Source organism: Mycobacterium sp., from assembly GCF_029961025.1.
In the GTDB taxonomy this organism is placed as follows: domain Bacteria; phylum Actinomycetota; class Actinomycetes; order Mycobacteriales; family Mycobacteriaceae; genus Mycobacterium.
Genome location: NZ_JASBVP010000007.1, coordinates 64725 through 83246 on the forward strand (window position 1 = coordinate 64725; position 18522 = coordinate 83246).

Consider the following 18522-nt stretch of genomic DNA (forward strand, 5'->3'; position numbering starts at 1 on the left):
TGAACCTACTCGGTGAATAACGCCATCGAGGCGGTGAACCCGTGCAGCGCGTTGCGGGCGGCGATGGGACCGATCTCCCCGGCGGCGAAGAACCCGGCCAGCGTGGTCGGCCCGAGCAGGTCCTGGATCGTCGCCGCGTCATGGTCGGTGACCCCGAACATGCGCCGCCCCCGCCCGTTGCAGGTGAACAGCAGCGCCCCCACCGGGCGTCCGGGCAGTTCGGCCAAGGCGCGCTCCAGGGTCAGGCGGAGATCTTTGTCGGCCCCCGCCGGGTCACGCACCTGAAATTGCACGGTCGCGCCGACCTGCACGGCCTGGCCGAGTTCGATTGCCCCGCTGGCGGGATCGGCGCCCAGCAGCCCGCGGATCAAAAAGTCGCCCGGACCGGGGGCCACCAAATGCTCATCGACAAGGATCCCGATCTGCACCCCACGCCCGATGAGTTCCTGCTCGCCGGGCGGCAACCCCTCGACGATCTCGCGCAGCCGCAGAAGCGGCGGTCGTCCGCCCAGTTCGTTGATCACCGTCCCCTCGGCGGCGGTGACGATGTAGGGCTGGCCGATGGGCCGGCACCCCTGCGACACGATCGGGAAAGCGTGCTGGCCGGGCAGGCGCACCCCCACCAGGCCCGAGCTGAACACGTCGCGCCCGCAAAACAGCCGGGTGTCACCCGGTGCCTGCCCGCCGCTGACCAGCCCGCCCACCACCTTCACCCCGGGCAGGTCGGTGTTGAGGTGCTCGATGAGCAGATGCGAGGGGAAGGTGTAGGGATCCGCCAGCAGCAGGTGCAGATCATCCGCTGCGCCCGGGTCGAACCGGTAGCCGGTGAGCAGCCCGCCCGAGCCGGTACGGATGAAATCCAGGTGAAACGGCTCGGCCGGCAGGCCCGAGGCCACCCACAGCGCGAGCGCGGGTCCGTTCTCGATCTCATGGTGCCCCGCGACGATTCCCTGGGCCACGCATCCTATTAAGCAGGGCGGGGCGAGCATCTCCTGCACCGCGCCCAGCGCGTCGGCGGCCTGCCCGGTGTGCGGTCGCGAGGCGAGCAGCACCGCCAGCGACGGCGACTCGCCGGCGAGCCCCTCGCACGCCTGCGCAGCCGCCTGTTCCGCGGCCCGCCGCGCCTCGGGCGCCGAGGAAACCCCGACTGCGATTCGCACCCTTCCATGATGCGCCGCCCATGGGCGCGGCGGAACAGTCAACACCGCGGCCTGCGGCGGCGGTCTCACCCTTCGGCGTTGGCGCGTAGTCGCACCATCCGCGTCGTCGAACTCTCATCGAGTTCCACAAGCTCAGAGCGCGAACGCAGAAAGTCGCTGAAAGACTTGAATCCCAGGGACTTTTCGCTAAACGACGGGTCCATTCGCTTCATCTGCGCCTTGACCGAGGAGTTGTGCAGCCACTCGACGTCGTCTTTTTCCATGCCGATCCGCAGCGCACGGGTCAGCAGACCGGTGGCCGCGGCGTGCGGATCGGGCGGTTGAGGCTCCTCGGCCTCCTTGGTGCGGCGGGTGCGCCGCTTCGGCGCATCGGCATCGGCGGGAGCCGGTTCGGGCTCCAGCACCGAAACCCCCGGCAGCGCGTCGTAGGTGACGAACTCGTCGCAGGCGGCCGCCAGCGCCCTGCTCGACGCACCGGCCACACCCACCCCCACCACGTAGCGACCAAGCCGCCGACAGCGCTGCGCCAACGGGATGTAGTCGGAGTCTCCGGCCACGATCACCACATGGGTCAGGTCGGGCAGGCGGAACATGTCCTCGACCGCGTCGACGGCCAGCCGGATGTCGGCGGCGTTTTTGCCGTAAGCCGCCGCCGGGAACAGTTGCACCAGATCGACCGCGCGGCCCACCAATTGCTTGCGGTAACCCGTGTTGACCTCATCCGACCAGTCCGCGTACGCGCGGGTGAGCACCAAGGTCCCGAACGACGACGCGAAATCGATGATGGCGCCGACGTCGACGATGGCCCGCGCCAGCCGATCTGGATACTTGTCCAGTCCTTTGGCCTTGTCGCGCTGGAATGAGTTGCGGCCGTTCACTTGGTCATAGCGGGAGATCACGATGTTGTCGAAGTCGAGGTAGACCGCAACGCGTCCCGCATCGTGTTCCGTCATGAACCCAGTCTCGACCATCGGACGCCGATCACGGTGCCGATCGTCACTTCGGTGTCGACCTGGTTGTTATGGTTGTTCTGCCCTGAAGACAACCAGTCCCGCGAGTCAACACAGTGCAGTCCCGGCCCGCTGCGCAAGCGAGCCACCCACAGGAGGCACCAATGAGCGAGCACGAAGTGAAAATGATCGTCTTGTCCACCGACAATCTGGACGAGTCGATCCGGTTTTACAGCGAAACCCTGGGAATGCCGCTGAAGTTCCGCGACGGCGCGCACTTTGCGGCCCTCGACGGTGGGCCGATCACGCTCGCGCTGGCGACCGCGGTGGATCACCCCATGCCCGGGCAGGTAGTCGTCGGTATCAAAACCGCCGATGTCGACGGCGCGGCGAAGGCCGTCGAGGCCAGCGGCGGCGGCATCGTGAAGGGCCCCTACGACGACGCCCACGAGCGGCGCGCGGTGGTCTACGACAACAAAGGCAACGGCCTGGTGTTCTACAAGCCGCTGGCCCGCTGAATGGGGAAACGCGCCGGCGGCGCCGCCCGGGCCTAAGCCAGGCCTAAGCCGACACCGTGTCGACCGCCCGCAGCCGTTGCCGCAAGCCGGTGGCTCGCAGCGCCCGGCGCTCGATCGCGGCGCGGACGGCGGCCGCGGAGCCGACGACCCGGACCCTGGCCTTGGCGCGGGTCACCGCGGTGTAGAGCAGCTCGCGGGTCAACAGCCGCGACTCCTCGGACGGCACCAGCACCGTGACCTCCTCGGCCTGGCTGCCCTGCATTTTGTGGATCGTCATCGCGTGCATCGTCTCGACATCGCCGAGACGGCTGGTCGCGAAGTCCAGCGGCCCGGCCGCGGCGGCGATGACGGCCCGAAGACCGTCCGGGCCCGCAACCACCACGCCGGTGTCGCCGTTGTAGACGCCCAGCCCGACGCTGTTCCTGGTCACCAGGACGGGCCGCCCGGGGTACCACTCCGCCCACGGCGGGTCGCCGGTTTCCTCGGCAAGCCACTGGTGGAGTTGTCGGTTCCAGTGCCGCACCCCGAAAGGCCCGTCGCGATGCGCGCAGAGCAGCCGATGCTCGTCCAGTGTCGTCAGCGCCTCCCCGACGGCCCCCAACAGCGCCGCCTCCCGCAGCCGGATCGCGTGCGGCACCAGGATCGCCCGCAACCGCTGCGTGATGTCCTGCGGATCCTCGAAAAACTCGATGTGCGGGTCCGCCGATCGCAGCAGCTCCACCGCGCGTTCGGCGTCGCCTGCCCGGATCGCCTGCGCCAGGGCCCCGATCGACTTCCCGAACCGGTGCGAGGTGCGCAGCGTCGCCACCCGCACGTCGTCGCGCGCGGAAAGCCCGTCCACCAGGTCGGCCAGCACCGCGCCGGCTTCCACCGACGCGAGCTGGTCGGCGTCACCGACCAGCAGCAGCCGGGCATCCGGTCGCACCGCCTCCAGCAGCCGCGCCATCAACGTCAGCGACACCATCGACGTCTCGTCGACCACGATCACGTCGTGCGGCAACCGGTTTGCGCGATGGTGGCGAAACCGTGAGGACGTGCCCGGCCGGGGGCCCAGCAACCGGTGCAGCGTCATCGCCCGCAACTCGCCCAGCCGCATCCGATCGGCGGTGTCCAGCTTGGCCACCTCATGCCGCACCGCCTCGTGCAGCCGGGCCGCCGCCTTGCCGGTGGGCGCCGCCAACGCTATCCGCAGGCCCGCCCGTCCGGACAGCTGGGCCTGTTCGGCCAGCAGCGCCAGCAGTCGCGCCACCGTGGTGGTCTTGCCGGTGCCTGGCCCCCCGGTCAACACCGTAACGGCCTGCGACAGGGCGATTTCCGCCGCGCTGCGCTGCTCTTCGAAACCCGGGGGGAAAAGCCGCTGGTAGCCGGGTAGAACGACAGCCGGGCCGGGTGCCGACAGCGCGAGCAGGTCGGCGCAGACCTGTCTTTCCTCACGCCAATACCGGTCGAGGTAAAGCAGCCGGTCGCCCTCCAGACGCAGCACGGCCGGCTGCCTCAGCAGCGGACTCGCCTGCACCGCCGCCAGCCACCCCGCGGGCTCGGGCCACGGCAACCCGTCGGCGCCGACGCTCGCCGCGACACCCGGCAGGTCGATGCACACCGATCCGCCGCGCAGCGCGCGCACCGCGAGGGCGACCGCGAGCCGCACCCGCTCGTCATACTCCTGTCCCAGAGCGCAAACCCGCTGAGCCACATGAACATCCGAGACGTCCAGCACCCCGGCCTCGTTGAAAACCCGCAGCAGTCCGGTCGCACCGGTGGCAACCGCGACGTCGATGGGCGTCACGCGGCCCGCCCGTTGCCGTCGAGCAGATCCGACAGCGCCACCACCAGCTGGGGCGGCGGGCGCCAACCGAACACCCCGCACGGGTGCCCGTCAACCACCGGGGTGTCGGCTCCGCACATGCCGCGCACGAAAAGGTACAGCACCCCGCCGAGATGCCGAAACGGGTCGTAGCCGGGTTGCCGCCAGCGCAGAAAGCGATGCAGCACAACAACATACAACAGAGCTTGCAGCGGGTAGTCGGAATGCAGCATGGCCTGGGTCAGCCTCTCGAAAGAGTAGTCCGGCGCGAAATCGCCCAGGTGGTTCGTCTTGTAGTCCACCACCAGATAGCGCGGCCCGGGAATCCGCAGCACCACATCGATCGACCCGGCCAGATAGCCCCGCAGCTCCTGCTCACCCAGCCCGGGCGACGTCAACCGGTCGGCATACCGCGCCAACGGATCATCGGCGGACACCTGCGATCGCAGCAGCTTTCCCGCATCGGCCAACGACACGCGCCGCGCCGGGCCCGGCAGATCTCCGCCGGCCAGCGGAAGTTCGAAGTCCAACTCCCGCAGACGATCACGCACCCCGATCCGCCTGAGCGTGAGGCCATCGGCTAACGGCCCCAGCGGGGTGTCGTGCATCGGCACCAGGGCGGCGGCCAGCTCGGCGGCGCCGACGTCGGCCGGCCACCACGCCAGGTGGCGGCGCGCCTGCTCCTCGAGTTCGGCGGCCAGGTCGGGTGCCGAGGGGTCCGCCGTTTCCAGCACCGCGTGCACCAGCGACCCGAACGCCGTGCCGGACGGCATCCCCGCCAGCGGCGAGGGAAGCCGCGCACCGCGACCGGGCGTGGTGATGATGACGCTCTCGCTCTCGTCGTCGCGGGCGGAGATCTCCGGTTCGCTTTCCACGCCGACGGGCTGCGCACCGCGCACCAGCGCCGAATAGGAGGTGCGCCGCCAGCCGGTGTCGATCGTGCGGTGAAAGTGGCGCACCTCGAAATCGTCGGTCGGCACGGGGGTTTCGTCGACCGTGCGGACGGCAACCAGCGATTCCTCGACCGCCGGGCCGCCGGCGGCCTGCCATCGCGCAAACAGCTCCCACGCGTCCTCGTCGGTGATGCCCGGCGAGCACTTGTCGGGCACCTCGGCCTGCCCGGCGCCCCGCCCGCGCAGCAGCCGGGACAGCCCGCCGTTGGCTTCGTCTCGGGTCGGCGCCCACCACGCCACAACCTGGGACTGCGCCCGGGTGAGCGCGACGTAGGTGAGCCGGATGTTGTCGCGCGCCACCTCCCGGCGGTACAGCTCCTCGACGGCTCGGCGTTCGGGGTCGCGGCGCTCGCCTCCGAGATACAGGCACCGGGTCTCGGTGTGATCGTGATAGAGCAGGATGTCGCCGGCGCGCACATAGCGATTGAACGCGAACGGCAGATACACGATGGGGAACTGCAGCCCTTTGGCGACGAACGCGGTCATGATTTGCACCGCGACCGCGTCGCTGTCCAGGCGGCGGTTGTGCTCGGTCGCCCGGGTGCGGGTGTCGCACTGCCGGCGCAGCCAGTCCCGCAGGGCGGGCAGGCTCGCGGGCAGGCTGGAGCCTTCCCGGTGCGCGGTCCGGTTCAGCAGGTCCGCGATGTGCGCCAGGTCGGTCATGTGCCGCTCGCCGCCGTGCCGGGTGAGCAGCCGCCGCCCCATGCCGGCCAGCTGCGCGGCCTCCAGCACCGCCGCGGGCCCGCGCAGCCGGGCGTGATCGGCCCACTGGCGCAGCGTGGCCGCCACCCGGTCGGTGAGCGCATCTCCCCCGGCGGCCAGGGTTTCCGCGGTCTCACCGAAGAACATCGTGCACGCGGCGGCGCGAACCAGCCCGCTGCGGTGCGGGGCGTCGATCGCCTCCAGCAGGCACAGCCAGTCTTTGGCCGCCTGGGATCCGAAGACGTCGGTGTCGCCGGTGTAGACCGCGGGAACGCCCGCCGCGGCCAGGGCGTCCCGGCAGGCGCGGGCGTCCTCGTGTTGCTCGACGATCACCGCGATGTCACCGGCCTGCACCGGCCTCCCGTCATAGGTGGCGCCGCTGGCCAGCAGGCGCGCGATGTCGGCGGCCAGATCGGCGGGAATGTGGCGGCGCAACCGGTCGATCGGGATGTTGTCGGTGCCGCGATAGCCGAGGGTGGAGCGTTTGACCACGCGCAGCCGAAACGGCGCGTGGTGCGGCGCGCCGATCAGCCGTTGCGTTTGCTGGTGTGCGGTAATGTCGTGCACCACGATCTCGGGGTGGCCCAGCGCCGCCCCACCCAGCACGGTGTGCAGGCTGTCCACCAGCGGCTGGTCGCTGCGGTAGTTGACGCCCAGCGTGTAGTGGGCACCCGCGGTGCGCGCCGCCTTGAGGTAGGTGTGGACGTCGCCGCCGCGGAAACCATAGATGGCCTGCTTGGGGTCGCCGATCAAAATGAGCGCCGCGTGCCCGCTGAACGCCCGGTCGAGCACCCGCCACTGTATGGGGTCGGTGTCCTGAAACTCGTCGACCAGCACGATGCGCCACCGGCGCCGCATCCGGTCGCGGGCCGGGGAGTTTTCTGCCTCAAGGGCTTTCGCCAGCCGGGTGAGCAGGTCGTCGTATCCGAGGATGCGCATCCGGCGCTTGCGGAGGTCGAGTTCGGTTTTCGCGGCCTCGGCGAAGCGCAGCCGGATGCCGGCTTCGCTGTCCGGCTCGGGATCCAGGGGCCGCAGTTGGGCGCAGGGATCGTCGACGACGGCGCGGACGAGATCCAGCGCCTGTTTGCGGGTCAGCGCCGGATCCCGATCCTCGCGCCCGAACCACGCGAGGTAGAGATCGTCGACGACCTCGCCGATCAGGTCGTCGAGGCTTTCGGCGAGCGTGACGTCGGCGGCGGTGTCACCGGCCACGCCCAGTGATTTCAGCACCCGCCCGCAAAACTCGTGGGTGGTCGCGATGGTGGCCGCGTCGAAGTTCGCCAGGGCGTCGCGCAGCCGCGATCGGCGGGCCGCCCGCTCGCCGGCATCGCCGCGGGTCAGATGCCCGACGAGCTCGCTGCACGGCGGCCCGGCGCGGCCGGCCAGTGCGGACTCCGCCTCGACGATCTGGCTGCGGACGCGTTGGCGCAGCTCGCGACTGGCGTTGCGGTTGAAGGTGATCAGCAGCATCTGCTCGAGGGTGACATCGGTCTCGGCCAGGTAACGGGTGACCAGCCCGGCCAGCGCGAAGGTTTTCCCGGTGCCCGCACTGGCCTCCAGCACGGTGGTGGAGCCCTCCTCGGGCAGCGGACCCAACAGGTCGAAGCGGTGCATCACGACACCTGCCTTTCGGCCTGCAGGACGGGCAGCCACAGGCGCTCGGCCAGCGCGCCCAGCCGGCCGTCGGCGCCGTGCAGTTTCTCCAGCGGGGCCCGCTCGCCCCACACCGTGCGGTGCGCGGGCTGGCTGTCCTCGCCCGCACGGGAGCCTCTGCTCTCCCAGGCTCTCGCCGCGGCGTCGTGCGGGTCGTCGCCGTCGCGGCGGGCCTGGGCCCAGGCGTACGACGTCTGCAGTGGCAACGGCAGCGGCTCACGGCGTCCCGCGTCATACAGCGCCACCAGATCCCCCACGATGCCCGCCGGGTCGGGTGGCGCCCCGAACAACCGCGTGGCGATGCGGTTTTTGCTCTGGCCGCGCCCGACGCACAGCGCCGTCCACTCGCGGCCGGGTTGCCCCGCGGCCAGCGCCACCAGCGGGATCCACGCCTGCAGCACATGCTTGGGGGCCAGCTTCGAGTAGGTTACCGACACCGTGCGGTCGCCGAACACCGGTGTGACGGTGCCGGTGAGCCGCCGCCCGCCGCCGAGATCGACGGTGACGTCGTGCGCCTGGGCGGCACCGGTGCGCTGCCGCATCGCGACCGTCGCCAGCTCGCGCGCACGGTCCCGGACCTCCTTCGCCACGCGCCAGCCGAGATGCCCGGGCGGCAGCGTGCCGCGACGCCACTCGGCCTCCACGGCGGTGTCCGGATGCACGCCGCGCAGCATGTCGCGCAGCATCCGATCCCCGACGCTCCACTCGGTCAGCGGGTCGATCTCGACGGGCATGGCGTTGTCGACCGGGTCGACGTCCCACGGCAGCGCGTAGTCCAGTGCCCGGAAGAACCCTTTGACCGGGTCCTTGAAGAACTCCAACAGGTCGCTTAAGGCCACGTCGGCGACCGGCGGGGCGGGCAGCGCATCGGTGACGAACGGCGGGGGCGGGCGGCGTTTTCCGCAGGCGGCCCGGGCCGCGGCCAGCACGGTGGGGTCGAATGTGAACGGCTTGTCGGGCACCACTGCGCCGGGTGTGACGTTCCTGCGGTCAAACGGCTGCAGGGGGTGGGTAATCACGATCTGCTCTCGCACCGGAGCCGGGGTGGTCCGGTCCAGGGCGTCCAGCAGCTCCGCCAGCGGCACCGCGGGTGCCCGCGGGCGCCCGGTGTGCTCGTCGGCGCCGGTGTAGGTGATCACCAGCGTTTCGGTGGCCGCGCACACCGCGTCGAGCAGCAATTGCCGGTCTTCGGAACGGATGTCGCGTTCCCCGGTCATCGGCTCGCGGGCCAGCACGTCATCACCGTCGGGGGTGTCCAGCCGCGGGAACACCCCGTCGTCCAGCCCGAGAAGACACACCACCCGATGCGGCACCGAGCGCATCGGCACCATGGTGCACACGGTCAGCGTGCCGGTGCGAAAGTTCGCACGCGTGGGCCGCCCGGCCAGATACCGGCCGAGCAGGGCACGCACGTCGGGCAGCCGCAGCGGGGTGCCCGCGCGAGAACCGGCGTGGGTCAGCACTTCTGCGAACTCCCGCTGCAGCTGCGCGTGCTGCCACGCGTCGGGCGACGTGGTGAGCTGCGCGACCCCGTCGCTCAGTGCCTCCAGCCACTTTGTCAAAGGTTTTGTGCCACTGAGACTTTCGACAACGCATTGCAGCCGTTCGACGTATTCGGCCAGCCGCCCGGCCAGCTCCACCTTGTCGCTGCCGACGTCGTCGAGCGGCAGCGCACTGCCCAGCCAGGCCTGCGAGTCGGCCGACAGCGCCACCCCGGTCAGGATGCGGTCGATCCCGAAACGCCAGGTGTTGTGCACGATGTGGTCCAGCCCGTAGGGCTGGCGATGCTGCCGGTCGAAACCCCAGCGGATGTTGGATGCCCGCACCCAGTCGGTGATCGTATCCAAGTCGTCGTCGGTGAAACCGAAACGGGCCCGCACCGGCGCGGCCTGCGCCAGGTCGAGCAGCTGGCTGGCCGTGGCGCGGGTCCCGGCGATGGCCAGCACCTCCGCGGCCACCGCGAGCAGCGGATTGGTCTGGGTGAGCGCCCGGTCGGCGAGCCTGACCCGCAGCCGGTGCGCCGGATGGGCCTCACCGGCGACCTCGCCCAGCCCGAAGCCGGCGACGATCAGCGGCGCGTAGCTTTCGATGTCGGGGCACATCACCACGATGTCGCGCGGTTGCAGCGTGGGATCGTCCGCCAGCAGCCCCAGCAGCACCTCGCGCAGCACGTCGACTTGCCGGGCCGGACCGTGACAGGCGTGCACCTGCACCGAGCGGTCATCGCGGCGCAGCGCACGCCCCTCGGGCCGGAGCGCGTTGGCGGCGATGTCGGATTGCAGCCAACCCAGCAAGGTATCGGGTTTGGTTGCGCCGCTGAGGTATTCGTCGGTGGCCCGGTCGACCGGCAGGGCACGTTGCAGCTCCCGCAGGTCACGACCGAGGGTTTCCAGCAGCGGGTGGCAAGCCGCGTGGCGGCTGGTGTCCTGGCTGCGGGGCAGCGGGCCGTGGACACCGGCCAGCGCTCGCCAGAGCGCGTCGCTGGGGTGGGGCAGCCACAGGTGCAGGTCATGGTGGGTGGCCAGGGCGTCGAGCAGCTCCATGTCGGCGCCCGCCAGCCGGGTGTGCCCGAACAGCGACAGCCGCGCCGGCAGATCGGCCGGGCCGGCGCGCAGCCGGGCCACGGTTTTCTCCTGCCTGACGTGCGGGGGATCGGCGTCCACGGCGGCCACCAACGCCCGCCACAGCGGCGGCTGCCAGGCCAGGTCGGTGTCGACCGTTTCCCGGCCGTCCAGCCAGTCGGCCAGCAGCTGCGGGCGCTGGCGGGCGTAACCGGCGAACAACCCGGCCAGCCGGCGCGCCACCACGTACCGCCGGCCCCGCCGCAGCTCCGCCTCGGCGCCACGGTCGAAGTGGCCGAGGTGTTGTGCCAGGGTATGACACCACGGCTCATCCAAGGAGCGGTCGATGACCTCCAGCAGCGGCCAGGTCATGGCCTCCGGGGACCACGGATCGTCCTGCGCCGTGCCGAGGATCTCGGCGATCAGCGAGCCCGGGCTGCGAAACACCACGCCCGCGCACACCCCGTCGCCGCGCGCCGTTCCCGGCCCGCGCCCCAAAATGTGTGCCAGCCGCTGGCTGAGCCAGCGCTCCACCCCGCGCGCCGGAACCAGCACCAATTCCTGGGCAAACGGGTCGGGCGGCGGGTCGGCCAGCAGCGCCGCGAGCCGTTCGGCGAGCAGATCGGTGCGCTCGGCGCGGTGAACGTGAAGTGCCATCGCGGGTCACCTTAGACCGCCGCACCGACAACGACGGCCGGCGCGCCCCATAGGATGCGAGCGTGCGTGAGCGCCACGGCGACTACGGGATCGACGGGTCGTTTCACACCGTCTCCGCGAGGACCCAGGCGGTGGGTGTGGCCGGCGCGAGCGCCGCGCTGCTGGTGTGTTCGGCGATCCGCTGGGCCCGCGGTAACCGGTGGACCGCGGCACTGGCCGCCGCCGCCGGCGCCGGGATCGCGGCCAGCGCGGCCCTTTACCTCTACGCGACCCGGGCCGGCAAATTCGCGGTGTGGGATCGGGTGCTCGACGGCATGGCGCTTCGCGGCGATGAAACCCTGCTCGACCTGGGCTGCGGGCGCGGGGCGGTGCTGCTGGCGGCCGCCAAACGACTGCCGCACGGCCGGGCGATCGGTATCGACGTGTGGCAGGCCGATCAGACCGGCAACTCCCCCTCGGCCACGCTGGCCAACGCCGTCTTGGAGGGCGTCGCCGACCGTGTCGAGGTGCACACCGCCGACATGACCGCCTTGCCGTTCGCCGACGGCAGTGTCGACGTCGTCGTCAGCAACTTGGCGATCCACAACATCCGCACCCCCGGCGGCCGGGAGCAAGCCCTCCACGAAGCGGCACGCGTGCTGCGCCCGGGCGGCCGCCTGGCCATCGCCGACCTGTGGGGAACGCGCGAACACGCCTTGTACTTGCGCAGACTCGGTTGGCGTGACGTTCGCCACCGCAACCTCGGATGGCGGATGTGGTACGGCGGACCCTGGGCGGCCACGCGCCTGGTCACGGCGACCAAGCCGGGGTGACCGGTCACGGCGACCAAGCCGGGATGACCAGCCCAGCCCCGGCCGGCCAGCCCGCCGGGAGAGCGCGGCGCATCCTGGGGGGATGAACCGAAACGAGGTCACCGAACAGATTGTGTCCGCCCGGCTGAAGAAAGGCCTGAGCTGGCAGCAGCTGGCCGACGCCATCGGCAGGCCGGTGATGTGGAGCACCGCGGCGCTACTCGGCCAGCACCCGATACCCGCCGAGCTCGGCCGGGTCCTCGCCACGACGCTGGGGCTCGACGAGAGCGTGGTGCCGGTGCTGGCCGCGCCGCCGATGCGCGGCGGTTTGCCGACCGCGATCCCCACCGATCCGACTATCTACCGCTTCTATGAGGCCCTGCAGGTGTACGGGCCGGCCCTCAAAGAGCTGATCCACGAACAGTTCGGTGACGGCATCATGAGCGCGATCAACATGAGCGTGGACCTCCGGAAGAAATCGCACCCGTCCGGTGACCGCGTGGTGGTGACGTTCGACGGGAAATTCCTGCCCTACGAATGGGTTTCGGCAGGACGCTGAGGCGGGGCGCACGGCACCGGTTCCGGCAGGCCGGCGGCGGGGTTCCCGTGCCCGGCCATCGGGATGCCGCGACGGTCGCCGTCGCAGCATCCCCGCCGCGGCGTGCGTGCTGGGGACGGCCGCTAAGCTCCTCGCGAACAGGAGGGCATCATCATGGCAGACGAGCGACCCGCCGGGCGGCAACCGAAGTTTGCAGACATTGTGCTGTCGGGTGGCGGGGTGAAGTTCATCGGCCTGGTGGGTGCCATCGTCGCGCTGATGGACGCGGGGTATTCCTTCAAAAGGGCTTCCGGGGTCTCGGCCGGCTCGGTGGTGGCGGCGGTGTTAGCCGCCGCCTCCAAAGGCGACCGGCTCAGCGGCGAGGACGTCAAACAACTCGCCCTGTCGGTACCGCTGCGCAAGTGGCGCGACGCCGGGCCGGTCCCCCTCCTCGGCCCCGCCTGGGGGTTGCTTCGGGGCGCGAGTCTCTACCGCGGCGACTTCGCCCACCAGTGGATCCGCAGCGAGCTGAAAAACCTGGGTGTCAGCACCTTCGGCGACCTGGCCCTCAACGAGGATCACCTGATCGAGGAGCAGCGCTATCGGCTGGTGGTCACCGTTGCCGACGTGACCATCGCGCAGCTGGTGCGACTGCCATGGCACTACCGGCGGACCTACGGGCTCGACCCCGATGAGCAGCCCGTCGCCGACGCGGTGCGGGCCTCGATGGCGATTCCGTTTTTCTATCCGCCGGTCACCGTGACCAGCGCCAGCGGGCGGACCTCCAGCCTCGTCGACGGCGGGGTGCTCACGAGTTTCCCGATCGACTGTTTCGACCGGCCCGACGGCCGACCGCCGCGCTGGCCCACCTTCGGCATCACGGTGCTGCCCAGGCCCGCCGAGGGCGTCGACGAGGTGATGCCGGTGCTGAAGCCACTGCGTTTTTTCGATCAGACATCGTTGCTGGAAAGCTTGCTCACCACCATGCTGGTGGGCCACGACCAGCATCAGCTGAGCCGGCCGTGGGTGCGGGCCCGCACCATCCTGGTGGAATCGACCGACATCGGCGTGCTCGACTTCGACGTCCCCAGAAAGCGTCTCGAAGAGCTCTACGAAAAGGGCTATGCGGCCGCGCAGGAATTCTTGGCGACCTGGGATTGGTCGGCATACCTCGACCAGTTCCGGCACTCCCGATGGCGGTTGCCCCCTTCGGGGTGACGTGACGCGGCCGGCCCGGTGTGCCACACTACAACCCGGAGGAGGCGACGGTGACGCGGCTGCCGGCCGAGTTCACTCCGTGCCCGCCGCACGGGTGAAGGATCGTCGGGGCGGTCGACGGCCGGCCCGCGTTCCGGCCCGATAGTCTTACAGCCCGATAGTCCTACAGCCCGAACTCGGATGCCATCGCGTCGATCCCCGCGCGGATGTTCTTGAGGGCGTCGGCACGCGCCCGCAGCTTGGTGGCGGCATGGGCGTGGCGGTTGAGCGTGGCGAATTCGCGGGCGGCTTCCTCGGCGCGTCTCAACACCATCTCCGGTAACACGATTTCATCCAGAAAGCCCGCGGCGATCGCGGTTTCCCCGAAGAACGTCTTGGCCAGCCCGGCCGCCTGCTGGTAGGCCGAGGGCGTGAGCCGCAGTTTCATGACCTCTAAAGCCGGGTACGGGATGGTCATGCCGAGCGCCACTTCGTTGGCTTGAATGGTGTAGGCGGGAGCGGCTATGCGATGGTCGCCGCCGGACAGCAGGAACGCCCCCATCGCGATGGCATGACCGGTGCAGGCCATCACCACCGGCTTGGGGTAGGACAGCAGGCGGTGCACCAGCTCGAAGCCGCCCTTGAGCATGTCGATCGCGGGTTGCGCCTCGCCGGCCCTCAGGATCTTCAGGTCGAACCCGGCGCTGAACACCCGGTGATTGCCGGCGATCACGATCGCCCCGACGTCGTCGTGCTCAGCGCTGTCGAGCGCGGTGTTGACGGCCGCCTGCATGGCCGGGCCCAACACGTTGACCTTGCCGTCGTCCATGGTGATCACCGCAACGGACTCGTCACGGCGGTAGCTGACCGGGCCGCTCACGTTTTCAGACCCGCTCGCTGTGATGCTTGCCGAGCTCCTCTTTGGCCTCACCCCAGGGCAGGCTGACGTCGGTGGGCTCGTCCAGCTGGCGGGCGCGCCACCTGTCCTGGGTTTCTCGAACCGCGGTGTTGATCCGTTCGATCTCGCTGCGGAACACCTCGGGACGGGTTTCCTTGCTGGCGTAGTGGAAATAGGTCAGCAGCCCGCGCAGCAGCTCCAGCTTCTGTTTTTCCCGCTTGGCCAGATCGTGGTTGGCCATCAACTCCACCCGCTGAACCGGCGGCAGGGTGTTCCAGTCCAGCACCACTTCGGTGTGCAGCGGTCGCCGTTCGCGCCGCCAGACCCGCCAGCCGCGCGGCCGCCGGGGCCGGTCGTAGTAGGTGACGGTCCCGGTGAAGCGGGACTCGATGGCCTCCCCGAGTTGGGCACGGTCAAGCGCCGAATCCCACACCATCCGCCATTCCTGCGCGGGCGCCAGCGAGGGCAGCTCTTGGGGCAGCCCCAACTCGACGACATCGGCGTAACCGTCGGAGGCCTGCTCGTAGGCGGCGACCGTCGGGGGATTGGCAAACGCGAACCTGACGTTGTAGGCGGCGGTTTTGCCGAAGTTCTTCACCACGAGCTCGATCACGTGCCAGTCGGCGGCATGCGGCTCCATGAACATGCTCACATAGGGCCGGACCTGCTCGGTGGCCAGCTGACGGTTGCGCTGAATCTGTCGGTTGGTGTAGACGAGCGCGACCACACCGAGCGCAAACGCGGCCCATGCCCCCCACGCCAGCCAGGTGCCCGATCCGGCGTGGGCCACGTCGTGCCAACGGTCTTGGAACCACCCCATCGGTTGCACCCTCCGCTTATACCACACCATCGATGACCGTCAGCGGCGAAGAATTCGCTGATCGACCGCCACCCGGGTGCGTGACGGCGCGCCGGGCGGGAAATCAGGCGGGAGATCAGCGTCCCGGGCCGCCCATCAACGTTCGCCACTGGTCGAGGTTCGCGGCGCGGTAAACGTAGTTGGAGCGTTTGACCTCGGACAGCGGTGCGCTGGGATCGGCCGAATACCAATGCCCGGGAAACACCGTCGGGTCACCGGGAAGCTGTTTGAGCTGTTGCAGGCTGCGGTACATCTCATCGGAGTCGCCACCGGGAAAGTCGGTGCGCCCACAGCCTTCCAGGAATAACGTGTCACCGGCGATCAGCCGGCCGTCGAGCAGGAAACACTGACTGCCGGGGGTGTGGCCCGGTGTGTGCAGCAGCTCGATCTCGATATCGCCGACGGCGACCTTGTCGCGGTGCTCATGAGTGGTCAAGTCGCTCATGGCAACCCCGGTGACCCGCGAGACCCACGGTGCTTCGTGGGCATTCACATGGACGGGCACGTTAGCGCGCTCCAGCAGCTCGACCAGCCCACCCAGCCGGAAACCCATCAGCGAGCCGCCCACATGGTCGGGGTGGTGATGGGTGACCAGCACCCCGGCCAGGCGCATCCCGTCGGCCTGGAGGGCGTCGACCAGATCCCCGGCGGCATACGCGGGGTCGACCACCACGGCTGCACCGGTGCGACGGTCCCCAATCAGGTAGACGAAATTGCGCATCTGCGTTGCCAGCGCGTCACCGACCGCGAAATCCCGCCCGGATAACAGTTGCCGGAAATAGAGCCGCTCCACGTCCTCAGCGTAGGGTACGAACGCCCACCCCAGCCAGCCACGATGCGGACCGCCGGCGGGGTCGTGCGGCGAGCGGGAGGCGGGCTACCCGGCCCCGGCACGGCGTCCCATCCCGGTGTGGGTGGCCGAACCGTAAGGTTTGCCTGACCCGCGGCTGAGCGGCTGGGTATCGTTAGCCTATGGCGCAGCGGAAGGTTGAAATCGAGATCGACGAAGAGCTCGTCGACGAGGTTATTCGCCGATACCACCTGCATGGCGCGCGGGAAGCCGTCAATCTCGCGCTGCGGAGCCTCGTCCACGGCTCCGACGCTTCGGGTTCTCCGCTGGATGAGGAAGTAGACGAATTCAGCACCCTGGAGGCCCTGCGTCCCAAACGGTCCGGCGACACCGCGTAATCCAGCTCTCCCGGGGTCGGGTAACGGCCGGCGCCACCCACATGGTTTGGTGGCGTCAGCGGCCAGGCTGTACCCTCTTTTAGGCCCGCGGCGTGAGTCGGCCGGTCGCGACGGGTGACGCCCCCTTAGCTCAGTCGGCAGAGCGTTTCCATGGTAAGGAAAAGGTCAACGGTTCGATTCCGTTAGGGGGCTCGGCGGACGCCGAGCAGGCGGGCGGCGGGCACCGAGGCGATGTAGCTCAGTCGGTTAGAGCGAACGACTCATAATCGTTAGGTCGCCGGTTCGAGTCCGGCCATCGCTACCAGACAAGCTGTGGCAGTGAAAGCAGTGACAGGGGACAAAGGGGACTGACATGGCCTCCAAGACCGATGTGCGGCCGAAGATCACCTTGGCGTGCGAGGTGTGCAAGCACCGCAATTACATCACGAAAAAGAACCGTCGCAACGACCCCGACCGGCTGGAGCTGAAGAAGTTCTGCCCGAACTGCGGGAAGCATCAACCCCACCGCGAGACCCGGTAGCGGCGACCCGCGAGTGATTGACAAGGGCGAGTGGGCAGGTTCTAGCGCGGTGGCTTTATCCGAAAACATCGTCGGGATGCATTACCGTTATCCCGACCATTACGAGGTGGAGCGCGAGAAGATCCGCGAGTATGCGGCGGCGGTCAAAAACGAGGATCCGGCGTTTTTCGAGGACAAGGCCGCCGCTGAGCTCGGCTATAGCGGGCTGGTGGCGCCGCTGACGTTCATCTCGGTGTTCGGCTACCAGGCCCAGTCGGCGTTCTTCGAGAACGCGAACATCGCGATCCGCGAGGCCCAGATCGTTCAGGTGGACCAGGTGCTCAAGTACCTCAAGCCGATCCAGGCGGGCGACAAGCTCTACTGCGACGTCTATGTGGATTCGGTGCGCAAGGCGCACGGCACCGACATCATCGTCACCAAGAACATCTGCACCAACGATATGGGCGAGGTTGTGATGGAGACCTACACGACCCTGGCGGGTCGTGCCGGCGACGAAGGAGAAGAGGGTTTCAGCGATGCCACGGCGTGAGTTCAGTTCCGTTAAGGTGGGTGACCAGCTTCCCGAGAGGGTGTATTCGTTGACCCGGCAGGACTTGGTGAACTATGCCGGGGTTTCCGGCGACCTCAACCCGATCCACTGGGACGACGAGATCGCCAAGATGGTCGGCCTGGACACCGCGATCGCGCACGGCATGCTGACCATGGGCATCGGTGGGGGTTACGTCACCTCCTGGGTCGGCGACCCGGGGGCGGTGACCGAGTACAACGTGCGGTTCACCGCCGTGGTGCCGGTGCCCAACGACGGCAAGGGGGCGGAGATCACCTTCAACGGCCGGGTCAAGTCGGTCGATCCCGAGACCAAGTCGGTGACGATAGCGCTCACCGCCACCACCGGCGGCAAGAAGATCTTCGGGCGGGCGATCGCGTCGGCGAAGCTGGCGTAACCATGGCGATCAAAACCGACATCCGCGGGATGGTGTGGACGTATCCGGACACCTACGTGGTGGGCCGGGAGAAGATCCGGGAGTTCACCAAGGCGATCAAGGCCGACGACCCGGCCTGTCTGGACGAGGAGGCCGCCGCCGAACTCGGGTACCCCGGCCTCGTCGCCCCCCTGACGTTCACCACGATCTTCGCGAAGCTGGTCCAGGCGGATTTCTTCCGGCATGTCGATACCGGCTACGAGACGATGCAGATCGTCCAGGTGGATCAGCGGTTTATCTACCACAAGCCGATCGTGGCCGGTGATGTGTTGCATGCCCGGATGGAGATCCACTCCGTCGACGAGCGGTTCGGCGCCGACATCGTCGTCACCCGGAATATCTGCACCAACGACGCCGGAGAGGTGGTGCTGGAGGCCTACACCACGATGATGGGCCACGAGGCCACCGACTCGGTCCAGCTTAGGTGGGACATGGAGTCCGGCCAGGTCGTCAGAACCGCGTGATTAGTGTGATTAGTAAGCAGGTGTGCGTCGATGTACACTCGGACCCCGGGGTTTTCCCGCCACCTGCGCGCTGCCCGTGACTGTCGAACGGGGAGCGCGCGCGTCTTGTAAAGCCCCGCAGGTTGG

General features: G+C 69.1%; 17 protein-coding genes and 2 tRNA genes. 11 read left to right on the plus strand and 8 right to left on the minus strand.

Features of this window, described 5'->3' with window-relative positions:
* Window positions 1–5 precede the first annotated feature (5 nt).
* Window positions 6–1160, minus strand: a complete 1155-nt coding sequence (locus tag QJR12_RS09970; RefSeq protein WP_300581421.1) for an FIST N-terminal domain-containing protein — start codon at window positions 1158–1160, stop codon at window positions 6–8.
* A gap of 65 nt (window positions 1161–1225) precedes the next feature.
* Complete coding sequence (locus QJR12_RS09975) at window positions 1226–2113, minus strand: NYN domain-containing protein (RefSeq protein WP_300581423.1); 888 nt, start codon at window positions 2111–2113, stop codon at window positions 1226–1228.
* Between the two features lie 161 nt (window positions 2114–2274).
* Here QJR12_RS09975 and QJR12_RS09980 point away from each other — a divergent pair, with 161 nt between their 5' ends.
* The gene (locus QJR12_RS09980) at window positions 2275–2628 is read left to right on the plus strand and encodes a VOC family protein (protein ID WP_300581426.1); all 354 of its coding nucleotides are present in this window, start codon (window positions 2275–2277) and stop codon (window positions 2626–2628) included.
* 43 nt (window positions 2629–2671) lie between these two features.
* On the opposite strand, the gene recD is transcribed toward QJR12_RS09980, so the two are convergent.
* The 3 genes from recD to recC are packed head-to-tail and all read right to left on the minus strand — an operon-like array spanning window position 2672 to window position 10958.
* The gene (gene recD / locus QJR12_RS09985) at window positions 2672–4414 is read right to left on the minus strand and encodes an exodeoxyribonuclease V subunit alpha (protein ID WP_300581429.1); all 1743 of its coding nucleotides are present in this window, start codon (window positions 4412–4414) and stop codon (window positions 2672–2674) included.
* Entirely contained in the window at window positions 4411–7701 is a 3291-nt protein-coding gene (gene recB, locus QJR12_RS09990; protein WP_300581432.1) for an exodeoxyribonuclease V subunit beta, read from the minus strand. The genes recD and recB overlap by 4 nt, the downstream gene beginning before the upstream one ends.
* The gene (recC, locus tag QJR12_RS09995; RefSeq protein WP_300581434.1) at window positions 7701–10958 is read right to left on the minus strand and encodes an exodeoxyribonuclease V subunit gamma; all 3258 of its coding nucleotides are present in this window, start codon (window positions 10956–10958) and stop codon (window positions 7701–7703) included. The genes recB and recC overlap by 1 nt, the downstream gene beginning before the upstream one ends.
* Before the next feature lie 62 nt (window positions 10959–11020).
* Here recC and QJR12_RS10000 point away from each other — a divergent pair, with 62 nt between their 5' ends.
* The 3 genes from QJR12_RS10000 to QJR12_RS10010 all read left to right on the plus strand — a co-directional run bounded on the left by QJR12_RS10000 (window position 11021) and on the right by QJR12_RS10010 (window position 13505).
* A complete protein-coding gene (locus QJR12_RS10000) occupies window positions 11021–11770 on the plus strand; it encodes a class I SAM-dependent methyltransferase (RefSeq protein WP_300581436.1) in 750 nt (249 codons plus the stop codon).
* An 82-nt stretch (window positions 11771–11852) separates the two neighbouring features.
* A complete protein-coding gene (gene cynS, locus QJR12_RS10005; RefSeq protein WP_300581439.1) occupies window positions 11853–12308 on the plus strand; it encodes a cyanase in 456 nt (151 codons plus the stop codon).
* Between the two features lie 153 nt (window positions 12309–12461).
* Window positions 12462–13505 (plus strand): patatin-like phospholipase family protein, encoded by a 1044-nt coding sequence (locus tag QJR12_RS10010; RefSeq protein ID WP_300581441.1) that lies wholly within the window; start codon window positions 12462–12464, stop codon window positions 13503–13505.
* 163 nt (window positions 13506–13668) lie between these two features.
* Here QJR12_RS10010 and QJR12_RS10015 read toward each other — a convergent pair whose 3' ends face one another.
* The 3 genes from QJR12_RS10015 to QJR12_RS10025 form a co-directional block, all read right to left on the minus strand.
* Window positions 13669–14364, minus strand: coding sequence for a crotonase/enoyl-CoA hydratase family protein (locus QJR12_RS10015; RefSeq protein ID WP_300581444.1), 696 nt, complete (start codon window positions 14362–14364; stop codon window positions 13669–13671).
* 4 nt (window positions 14365–14368) lie between these two features.
* The gene (locus tag QJR12_RS10020) at window positions 14369–15202 is read right to left on the minus strand and encodes a hypothetical protein (protein WP_300581446.1); all 834 of its coding nucleotides are present in this window, start codon (window positions 15200–15202) and stop codon (window positions 14369–14371) included.
* A 115-nt stretch (window positions 15203–15317) separates the two neighbouring features.
* Window positions 15318–16034 carry an MBL fold metallo-hydrolase gene (locus QJR12_RS10025; RefSeq protein ID WP_300581448.1) on the minus strand — a complete coding sequence of 239 codons (717 nt, stop codon included), beginning with the start codon at window positions 16032–16034 and terminating at the stop codon, window positions 15318–15320.
* Window positions 16035–16213: 179 nt separating this feature from the next.
* Here QJR12_RS10025 and QJR12_RS10030 point away from each other — a divergent pair, with 179 nt between their 5' ends.
* The 7 genes from QJR12_RS10030 (at window position 16214) to hadC (ending at window position 18396) form a co-directional block, all read left to right on the plus strand.
* Window positions 16214–16429, plus strand: a complete 216-nt coding sequence (locus QJR12_RS10030) for a type II toxin-antitoxin system VapB family antitoxin (protein ID WP_300581450.1) — start codon at window positions 16214–16216, stop codon at window positions 16427–16429.
* A 119-nt stretch (window positions 16430–16548) separates the two neighbouring features.
* Window positions 16549–16621: transfer RNA gene (locus QJR12_RS10035), tRNA-Thr, on the plus strand.
* A 35-nt stretch (window positions 16622–16656) separates the two neighbouring features.
* A tRNA-Met gene (locus QJR12_RS10040) sits at window positions 16657–16733 on the plus strand.
* Between the two features lie 48 nt (window positions 16734–16781).
* Window positions 16782–16949, plus strand: coding sequence for a 50S ribosomal protein L33 (gene rpmG / locus QJR12_RS10045; protein WP_213441992.1), 168 nt, complete (start codon window positions 16782–16784; stop codon window positions 16947–16949).
* 49 nt (window positions 16950–16998) lie between these two features.
* Window positions 16999–17478 carry a (3R)-hydroxyacyl-ACP dehydratase subunit HadA gene (gene hadA / locus QJR12_RS10050; RefSeq protein ID WP_300581456.1) on the plus strand — a complete coding sequence of 160 codons (480 nt, stop codon included), beginning with the start codon at window positions 16999–17001 and terminating at the stop codon, window positions 17476–17478.
* Window positions 17465–17893: a (3R)-hydroxyacyl-ACP dehydratase subunit HadB gene (gene hadB, locus QJR12_RS10055; protein ID WP_300581459.1), complete on the plus strand. Its 429-nt coding sequence runs from the start codon at window positions 17465–17467 to the stop codon at window positions 17891–17893. The genes hadA and hadB overlap by 14 nt, the downstream gene beginning before the upstream one ends.
* A gap of 2 nt (window positions 17894–17895) precedes the next feature.
* Window positions 17896–18396 carry a (3R)-hydroxyacyl-ACP dehydratase subunit HadC gene (gene hadC / locus QJR12_RS10060; RefSeq protein WP_300581462.1) on the plus strand — a complete coding sequence of 167 codons (501 nt, stop codon included), beginning with the start codon at window positions 17896–17898 and terminating at the stop codon, window positions 18394–18396.
* Window positions 18397–18522: the final 126 nt, after the last annotated feature.

Bases quoted from the DNA above. Each gene is read 5' to 3' on its own strand.
- QJR12_RS09975 (WP_300581423.1), bottom strand. From the start codon at position 2,113: ATGACGGAACACGATGCGGGACGCGTTGCGGTCTACCTCGACTTCGAC.
- QJR12_RS09980 (WP_300581426.1), top strand. From the start codon at position 2,275: ATGAGCGAGCACGAAGTGAAAATGATCGTCTTGTCCACCGACAATCTG.
- recB (WP_300581432.1), bottom strand. From the start codon at position 7,701: ATGCACCGCTTCGACCTGTTGGGTCCGCTGCCCGAGGAGGGCTCCACC.
- recC (WP_300581434.1), bottom strand. From the start codon at position 10,958: ATGGCACTTCACGTTCACCGCGCCGAGCGCACCGATCTGCTCGCCGAA.
- cynS (WP_300581439.1), top strand. From the start codon at position 11,853: ATGAACCGAAACGAGGTCACCGAACAGATTGTGTCCGCCCGGCTGAAG.
- QJR12_RS10010 (WP_300581441.1), top strand. From the start codon at position 12,462: ATGGCAGACGAGCGACCCGCCGGGCGGCAACCGAAGTTTGCAGACATT.
- QJR12_RS10020 (WP_300581446.1), bottom strand. From the start codon at position 15,202: ATGGGGTGGTTCCAAGACCGTTGGCACGACGTGGCCCACGCCGGATCG.
- QJR12_RS10030 (WP_300581450.1), top strand. From the start codon at position 16,214: ATGGCGCAGCGGAAGGTTGAAATCGAGATCGACGAAGAGCTCGTCGAC.
- rpmG (WP_213441992.1), top strand. From the start codon at position 16,782: ATGGCCTCCAAGACCGATGTGCGGCCGAAGATCACCTTGGCGTGCGAG.
- hadB (WP_300581459.1), top strand. From the start codon at position 17,465: ATGCCACGGCGTGAGTTCAGTTCCGTTAAGGTGGGTGACCAGCTTCCC.
- hadC (WP_300581462.1), top strand. From the start codon at position 17,896: ATGGCGATCAAAACCGACATCCGCGGGATGGTGTGGACGTATCCGGAC.